Annotated in this window: 4 protein-coding genes; 1 reads left to right on the forward strand and 3 read right to left on the reverse strand. The window is 65.4% G+C overall.

Going from position 1 to position 7,346, the window contains the following annotated elements; genetic code table 11:
* On the forward strand, positions 1-335 hold a 335-nt coding region (locus H5T74_14445), incomplete at its 5' end, for a hypothetical protein (protein ID MBC7231575.1).
* Positions 336-493: 158 nt separating this feature from the next.
* Here H5T74_14445 and H5T74_14450 read toward each other — a convergent pair.
* From H5T74_14450 to H5T74_14460, 3 genes are all read right to left on the reverse strand, one after another.
* On the reverse strand, positions 494-1,924 hold the full coding sequence (locus H5T74_14450; GenBank protein MBC7231576.1) for an AMP-binding protein: 1,431 nt from the start codon (positions 1,922-1,924) through the stop codon (positions 494-496).
* A gap of 372 nt (positions 1,925-2,296) precedes the next feature.
* Positions 2,297-4,912 (reverse strand): SpoIIE family protein phosphatase, encoded by a 2,616-nt coding sequence (locus H5T74_14455; protein ID MBC7231577.1) that lies wholly within the window; start codon positions 4,910-4,912, stop codon positions 2,297-2,299.
* A gap of 494 nt (positions 4,913-5,406) precedes the next feature.
* Entirely contained in the window at positions 5,407-7,251 is a 1,845-nt protein-coding gene (locus tag H5T74_14460) for a hypothetical protein (GenBank protein ID MBC7231578.1), read from the reverse strand.
* Positions 7,252-7,346 lie beyond the last annotated feature (95 nt).

The following is a 7,346-nucleotide window of genomic DNA, read 5'->3' on the forward strand; positions in this document are numbered from 1 at the left end:
CTTATAACCCAGGCAGGGAGGAACGCTACGGGGCGCTGCGCGGCGCTTTCCTTCCCGACCACGCCCTTGACCAGTCCCTCGGCTATTACAGCCGCGGCGTGGCCCTCCTGGCGCTTCCCGCGGCCATGGCCCGCCTGCGCCTAGACCGCGTCTCCGGATACCTCCTCTACGACCCCGCCCACGCCCCGGGGCGCGTGCCGGTGTTCGCCTGCGCAGACTGGGGTGCTCATGATCCCGCGGGGCGCATACCGGTCCTCTGCTTCGACGCCTCGGGGCAGCTCACGGAAACCCGGAACCCGCAGCTCCTTCCCCCGGAGGTGCGCGGCGCGCCCTGAGCCGGCAGGCGCCGGATCGCGCTGAAGGGACCCTGTGGAGTGGCGCCCTCACAGGTGAGAGCGCCTGTGCGCCGACACACCGTGTTTTCAACCTTTAGCGGGGGAGCCGCCCTCCGACCCCTTTCGCCGATGTGGTGGACCGCACCGGCGCCGCCCCTTCAGCGCCGGTCGAGAAAGCGGGTGGCCTTCAGCGCCAGGGTGGGGTCGTAGATCTCGGGCGACTGCACGAACTGGATGAGAGGCACGATGCCCGTAGCCTCCTTCACCCTGGAGACCACTTCCTCCTCCAGGTCCTGGCGCATCCTCCCCGCCACCGAGAGGCGGATGATCAAGCGGTCGGGGCTGTATGGATTGCCGGGGTCTTCCTTTTCCACCACCAGCTGGTATTCCACCATGCCCTTGACCCCGGCGAGCTGGCTCTTTACCGCCTCCGGGTTGACCAGCTTCCCGCCCACGCGGATGACCTTCTCTGCCCGCACCGCGTACGTGGAGGGCATCCTCACCACCAGGCGCTGGCCGCAGCGCCCGCAGTGAGGGCACCTGCCCGACTCCACGGCGGCCATGTCCCCCACCAGGTAGCGGAGGAGCAACGTGCCCCTGCGGTCGAGGTGGGTCACCGCCAGCATCCCCACCTCTCCGTCGGGAAGGGGGCGAAGGGTCTCGGGATCCAGGACCTCCAGGTGGTAGAGATTGGGAGCGCAGTTGTGGTTGCCGCCGAACTCGCAGCACTCCACGAAGGGTCCCTGGCACTCGGTCAACACATATCCGTTGTTGACGAAGACCTCCTCTTCGTTCTCCGACCGTAGGAGCCTCCGCATCTCGTCCCGCACTCCCTCCGGCACCGCGTCCCCCAGGGCCATGACCAGCCTCACCGCGGAGAGGTCTGCCCCCGTCTGGTTGCCGCGCACCAGGAACCGGCGCTCGTAGCGTCCGATGCCCGCCAGCACGCTGGCGCGGTTGGCCTCCGCCAGGCCCAGGGCTTCGTCCATGGAGCGGTGGAGGGGAAAACCCGGCGCGTCCCTCCCCACCATGGCGTTCACCAGCCTCGCCCCCACCGCGGAGGCGAAATGGACGGTGCGGTAGAACCCGACGTGGGGCAGGCTGCCGTAGGGGAAGAGGTTCAGCACCGTGTCCTCGGGCGTCACCCCGCAGATCTCCGCCATGCGCCGCATCTGGAGGGTGAGATTGTACATGTCGTAGGCGGAGTTGAAGAAGGGCGCGGGCGCGCCGGTGGTGATGCCCGAGGTGTAGGTGATCTCGTAGGTAGCATCCAGCACCTCCGTGGGTTCGATTACCAGGAGAAAGGAAAGGGGGTTGTCCAGGTAGGCCTCCTTCGAGGTCACGGGGATGCGCTCAAGGTCCTCGAGGGTCCGGACCCTCTCCACCTCCACCTTTTCCCGGCGGAAGACCTCGCGGTAGTAAGGGCTGAATGCCGAGGCCAGCTCAAGCTGCTTCCGTAGTCTGCTCTCCTGGAGGGCCTTCAGCTCATCGGGATCCATCCAGAGGGGATTGTCCCTGTCCCCCCGGTATACGGGCCATGCCGCGACGAAATCACGCGCCATCTGCGGCGTAAGAACTCCTGCCTTCATGCTCCGCGCAGCCCTCCAGAACTGGAAACAGAGGCCACTTGCACTCCTATTATAATAGTTCGCGGTTTCGTTGGGGCCAGCGGATGGCCGGCTCGAACCCCGTTCCTATTGTCGGCAAGATCTCTTCTCGCTTTCCGGGCATCCACGTCATGGAGGAGATCCGGGAGGCAGCGTTTCTTGTCTATTCGGACTTGCCTGGTCCATATGGCGAGAGGGCGATCCCTCAAGCTCTTTCAACCCGGAGGACGCCCGCCGGGACGGCAGGCCGGTCTCGGCCGGACCATGCGAAGCGTCGCGCCCACCCCGTAGATCCGGCGCCCGGATGGACCCTGCGCGCTGACCACGGTACGGGAGCGAAAGCGGGATCATGCCTCAGCGCTTGTTGATGTCGCACAGCAGGACGGTGAAGTCGTCCTCCATCCTGCCGCCACAGAATCCCTTTAGGCCCTCCACGAGGTCCTGTATAAAGACACCGGCCGCCCGAGAGCCCGCCGTCTTGAGGTATCGCCTCAAGCGGTTTTCCCCGAACATGCGGCGCCTGCTGTCTCGGCACTCCACCACCCCGTCGGTGTAGAAGAAGAGGCGGTCGCCGGGCTCGAGCTGTATCTCCTCGACCTCCAGGTCCGGGTCCTCGAAGGCACCGAGGATGATGCGCTTCCGGGATCCCAGGGTCATCAGCTCCGAGCCCCCGCGTATGAGGATGGGGTCGTTGTGGCCGGCGTTCACGTAGCGCAGGAGAAGCGTTTTCTGGTCCAGCTCGCAGTAGAGGATGGTGATGAAGCGGTCCTCGAGGCGGTGCGGGAAGATGGCGCGGTTTGCCTTGCGCACGATATCCACGGGGTTGCTGCCGTACTTGGCCTCGGCGCGTATGGAACTCAAGGCCAGGGTGGCCAGAAGGGCGGCGGGTATCCCGCTTCCCACCGCGTCTCCGATGACCAGGACCAGGCGGCCTCCCTCCTCCCAGTAGTCGTACCAGTCCCCGCCCACGATACGCGCCTGCTCCTGGTGTGCCAGCACCTTCACGTAGCGGTTCTCCAGGGGTCCGCTGGGGAGGAGCGCTCCCTGGATGTCGGAGGCGATGTCCAGCTCCCGGTCGACCAGGGCGAGATACTGCAGCCTCTTCTGCTCCGTGATGTCGTGGAACACGCAGACCACGTTCACGATCTGCCGCTTCTGGTTGCGGATCACCGAGAAGGAGCCGCTTATCCATATGGTCTTGCCGTCCCGGCGCATGTATTCCATCTCCACCGGACCGGGCTTCTCCCCCCGGAAAGCCGCCTCCACGGGGCATCCCTCGCGCGTGCATTTGCCGGACTCCACGCCCGTCTCCCCGTAGAGTATCTCGTGGACGTGCCTTCCCAGGGCCTCCTCCTCGCGCCAGCCGAAGAGCTCCGCCGCCGCAGGGTTGAAGAGCACCACCTCGCGCTCGCGCCCCACCAGGAAGATGGCCTCGGGGTTGGCGGAGATGATGGCCTCGCTGCGCTCCCTCTCGAAGAAGACGCGCTCGCTGGCCTCCAGCTCCTGAAGCCTCCTCTCCCTCTCGCGAATGCGCTCCCTCAGCCGCACCTGTTCGATGGCGATGGTCACCTGGTCCAGGACCACAGTGATCATCTCGCGGTCCACCTCCTCGAAGAGGCTGGCCTTGGCGGCGCTTCCGATGACCAGGACCGCGCTGACCTTGCCGCCGTAAATGAGGGGAGCGATGATGCACGCTCTCACCTTCAGGAACTTTGCGTAGTCCTCGTTTATGCGCGGGTCGGTGAGGGCGTCGTCGGTGGTGAACACATCCTGGTTTTTTATGGCAAGCCTTACCGCCTCGTCCAGCTCTTCCAGCTTCCAGCTCCGGTCATGGAGCCGCCTGGTCATCCCGGACGTGAGCCCGTATCCGCGGGAGAACTCGAGCTTTTCCTCCTCCGCGTCGTAGAAGAAGAGCAGGCACCGGTCCGCGCCGGTGATCATCACCAGACTGCGCACCATGATGCCCAGGGCCTGCTTGAAGGACATCGCGCCCGCGATGGCCTCGGCGAGCTCCTTCAGCTCCACCGTCTGCCTGCGCCGCTTGCGCTCCAACTGGAAGAGCCTGGCGTTCTCGATGGCCACCCCGGCCTGGGGCGCGAAAGCGGCGAGCAGAGCCATGTCGAGGCGGTTGTAGTTGCGTGCCGTCACATCGTAGAGCTCCAGGCCGCCGATGGGCCTGTCGTCCTTCATGATAGGGCAGGAGAGCACCGAGCGTACCCTTCCCCCACTTGCGGGGGATGGCAGGTTGAGGCCGCGCAATCGCGCGTCAGCCGCGGTGACCGGCGACCTCTCCTTGATGGCCTGGGCCAGCAGGGAGCGCGAGAGTTCGATGCGACGGCCCTTGGTCCAGGGCTGGGCCAGCCCCAACTGGGTGACGAGGCGCAGCTCCTCTCCCTCTTCCTCCAGCAGGTAGACGGCGCCCATGGGAGTCTGCATGATCCCCGCCGCCACCTCGAGTATCTGGAGGAATACGCGGTCCAGGTCCATGGTGGAGGTGATGGTCCTCCCCACCTCGAGAAGGCCGTGCAGCTCGCGCAACTGTCGGTTGATCATCTCGTCCCTGGTCTCCGAGTAAGCGGCCGAGAGGGCCGCGATGAGCTCGGCGTTGAGCTCCCCTTGCAGGTCGAGGAGCCTGCGCATATCGTCCGTCTGCATGGTGCCCATCCGCGGTATCACCCGGTCCCATACTATGGTCTCTACCAGAAAGACGGCGCGCACGAGGTCGGCGAAGGGTATGATCTGCAGGGACCGGTTGCGTCCCACCATGCGTGCGAAGGCATACAGGTCCTCGCGTTCCAGTCCCCGACCGGCTAGAAACCTGGTGGTGGCGACGGTCAGTTTCTTGACCAGCTCGCGTATCTCGCCCTTGGTCTCATCGGAGAGTCCCGCGTAAGTAGGTATGGTGAGCTCGAAGGCGGCCAGCATCTCCTCGACCAGGGTGTCGAGATGTTGTGTTATCGTGGCCGACAATTCCTTAAGCATCACCCGGGACCGCCTCGAGGCAGGAGTGACTTTTCTAGCACCAGTATAGCTCATCATCCTCGACGGTTCCTCTTTGCGGCACCTTTTACCTAAACGGCAGGGTATGCCGGTGAGACTGTGACAGAGGTGGAGGAGAGGGGGCATCCTTCTTGCAGACCCTGCCCGTGGGAGGATCCGCATGCGATGCGGCATGACAAGCGGAAGAAAAACCGCCCTCCTTCGAGCGATCTCTGTCCGGGAACCGGGGGTCGGTGCGAGCGAGGCCGTGCCTCAAGTGGCGGGCCTTGTATTGACACGCTCAGAGGAACTCGGAGGAACCGGGGTCGGTGCGAGCGAGGCCGTGCCTCATGTGGTCTCTTTATCCGGTCCCGGCTTCATGCGCGCCGAGCGGGACCGCTACCCGGCGGCCCCTAACGGAAGAAGGCAGGATGGGCAACATACGCGGCTCGGGACGGGAATTGTCCCATGTCCGGGGCTGACCCCTATTGCATGGCTCCTATGGAACAATGGCCGCCGTAACGCTCCCTCCAGTACATGGCGCGTTCGCTCACCACCGCCAGATCCGAGGAGACCCGCAGGCTCACCTCCGTCTCCCCGATGATGCCCCCGACGTTAAGGGAGAAACGGGACCTCGCGGCCACCTCCAGTTGTATGCTCTGGCTCGAGCCGCCGGGGAGCATGAATTCGACGGAGACGACGGCCTTGGTGTCCCAGGGGTTCTGGATGAGCAGCCATTCCTCGTAGCCGCCGGCGGTGTACCCCTCGGGGAAGTACCAGGAATACTCGGGCGTGGGGGTGCCGATGGTGGCATGGCCGTCGCTGCGTCCGTTCCAGTACATGGCGCGCTCGCAGATCACCGGACGCGACGAGGTCGCCAGCGCCGACACCTGGGCACCGGGGAGGAAGTCGTGGACGGGGACCGTGTAGCGGCTGCGACCTGGGACGTCGAATTCCATCCTGGTGTTGGTGCCGTCCAGCTCCATGAAGGTTATCTCCACCCGGGCCGCACCGTCCTGGGGGTTCTGTACCAGGAGCCACTCCTCGAAGCCGCCTCCCGTGTATCCCTCGGCCAGGTACCAGGTGGTGGAAGGCGAGCGGGCGCCTATGGAACAGTGGCCGCTGTTCATGTAGTTGAGATACTGGGCGCGCTCCACCACCACCGGGAGATCGCATTCCAGATAGGTGCTGACCTGGGAATCCGGCAGGATATCGTCCACGTGGATGGTGAAACGGGAGCGGGGCTCGAGGCCGTAGGAGCGGTCCACGACGCCCTGCTCCTGGGTCTGGAACTGCACCTTCAGCTGCGCGGGCGTGTGGTTGGGGTTCTGCACCAGCACCCATTCGTCGAAATCGCCTCCCGTATATCCCTCCGCCAGGTACCAGCGCCGCGAGGGTGCGTTGACGCCGATGGTGTCGTGCCCCGCCAGCCCTCCCCCGAAGTACATGGCGCGTTCCACTACCACTGGCAGGTCTGACTCCACCAGGGTGGACATCTCCGCCGCCGGCAGGATATCGTCCACGTGGATGGTGAAACGGGAGCGCGGGTGGAGGGAATACTCGCGGGTCACGTTATCCCCCCCCGGCAGCATGAAGGTGACGCGGGCTCTGTTGGCCTGGTCGCCGGGGTTCTGGATGAGGACCCAGGTGTCGAACTCGCCGGATTCGGTGTTGCTGCCGGTGTAGCCCTCCGCCAGGTACCAGGTGTTGGAGGGGGTGGGGATGTTGGTGTTCGCCCCCACCCTTGTCGTGGCGGCGGGCATATGCACCGAGGGATCCGGGGAGCGCGTCGTGAGATAGACGGTATAGGTGCCGTCGGCCACGGGATCGCCGTCCTCGTCCCTGCCGTCCCATGTGAGGGGAGAGGTGGCGGGAGAAAGCGCGCGTACGAGCTCGCCGTTCCCATTATAGACGTACGCTCCGGTGACGGATCCGGCCGACGCGTCGTAAGAGACCTCCACGATACGACCCCCGCTCTCGCCTTCGGCCGAACACGAGAAGGGCCTGGCCTGCAGCGCGGTGACCGGCCTCGATTGTGCCCGTTTGCGGGTTGCGGGAAGGAGCGTGGAATGGGTGGCCTGCTGAAGGTTTCCAGCGACGTCGAAGACCAGCACGGGCACGCGCTTTCCTCCCCAGTCGGCGCAGGAGAAGACGGGCACGCGCCCCGGGGCGTGGGCGGGGTCGTAGAGGAGGTATCCGGAAACGCGGTCTAGGCGCAGGCGGGCCATGGCGTTGATGGTGGCGAAGAAGGCCGTGCCCCGTGGATAGTATCCCAGGGACTGATTGAAGGCGGAGTCAAGGCTGTAGGCGCCGCGCCACCCCGCTTCCATCCCCGACTTCTCGAGACGGGAGTTCGCTTCCCTCGGATCGGAGAACCCGAGGCCCGCTGCCTCGCTGGTCCCCAGGAAGAGGTGGTCGCGGTAAT

This window comes from Actinomycetota bacterium (assembly GCA_014360645.1).
Lineage (GTDB): Bacteria > Actinomycetota > Geothermincolia > Geothermincolales > RBG-13-55-18 > Solincola_B.